Origin of the sequence: Nonomuraea diastatica (assembly GCF_004349015.1) — a bacterium.
Classification (GTDB): domain Bacteria; phylum Actinomycetota; class Actinomycetes; order Streptosporangiales; family Streptosporangiaceae; genus Nonomuraea; species Nonomuraea diastatica.
In genome coordinates, this window is sequence record NZ_SMKP01000426.1 from 1 (window position 1) to 1,156 (window position 1,156).

Consider the following 1,156-nt stretch of genomic DNA (forward strand, 5'->3'; position numbering starts at 1 on the left):
TGATCTGGCGGGGGCGCGGCCGGGCGAGGGGTGGTCAAGGGAGCGTGGTCTGGCAGGGCGTGGCGGTTGCCACGTCGTGGCAGACGAGTCGGTGGTGGCCGCCGTGCCCCGGGTGTGCGGGCAGCGCCGGGGTTTCGTTGCAGGGCTCGGGTGGTTCAGTCCTGCGGCGTCCGGAGGTCCGCGGTCATCGGCGTCGTGGCCGCGTGTCTGCGGGCGAGGCGGCGCTTGGCGGCGTCGCCGCGCTCCAGCCACCACTCGGCCAGCAGCAGCGGCAACACCCAGCCCAGCCAGGCGCTCAGCGCCGCCACCGTGTTCCCCAGGGCGGCCTCGTCGCCGCCGAACGTCGTATCGAATTGCGGCGTGAACAGGATGACCAGCACCACGCCATGGAGACGGTTCGTGATGATGGACATGGTCAGGGCGAAGCTGCGCACCATCCACCTGCGGTGATCGACGAACCTGCGCTGCCTGGCCATCCGCCATCCGGCGAACGTGCAGCCCAACCAGAGCAGGGCCAGCAGCACGTTGCTGACCATGGTCACCGGGCCCCACGGGGTGGCCACCCCGACCACCAGGCCCATGACCCCGCTGGGAAGACAGCCGCCGAAGACGTACACGCGGCCGATCCAGCGGTGCGCCCGCGGATGACGCGCGCGGAACCAGGGCCAGATCTGCAGGCAGCACGTGATCATCGCCACCGAGCCGAACACGACGTGTAACGAAAGGACGACGAAGTGCGGGGGGAAAAAGTCCGGTGCGGGAACGCGTGACTGGCTCGGGTCCAAGGACAGGTACGGCGGGAGCGAGAACGCCAGGAACGCCGCCGCCACCACCATCAGCGGCGCCACCCAGGGACGCTGCCACCATCGGGGCCTGGCGGGCGAGGCAGGAGAGGGGGGCGGTTGCGTCGCGGGAAGAGTCATGACCGCAGGTTCGGCGCCGCCGCTGACCGCGGGCCTACCACCCGCTGACCGGACCGAGGGTGCAGGCCCATACAGTTGACTTCGACAGCGGCCTGACCTGCAGGGGGTCAGTGGCGACGCGAAGGGTCGGCAGAACAATGACGGTTACGGAGCCGGGCGGAGCCATGCCCGGAAACGGGCACGAGCCGGCGCCCGGGCAGGGCTGCGCGCCGGCGGCCGGGCGGGGGCAGGAG

Annotated in this window: 1 protein-coding gene; it reads right to left on the reverse strand. The window is 71.4% G+C overall.

Annotated elements, in window-relative coordinates; translation table 11 throughout:
• Positions 1-155: 155 nt before the first annotated feature.
• Positions 156-848 (reverse strand): DUF2306 domain-containing protein, encoded by a 693-nt coding sequence (locus E1294_RS51995; RefSeq protein WP_246083899.1) that lies wholly within the window; start codon positions 846-848, stop codon positions 156-158.
• Between the last annotated feature and the right edge of the window lie 308 nt (positions 849-1,156).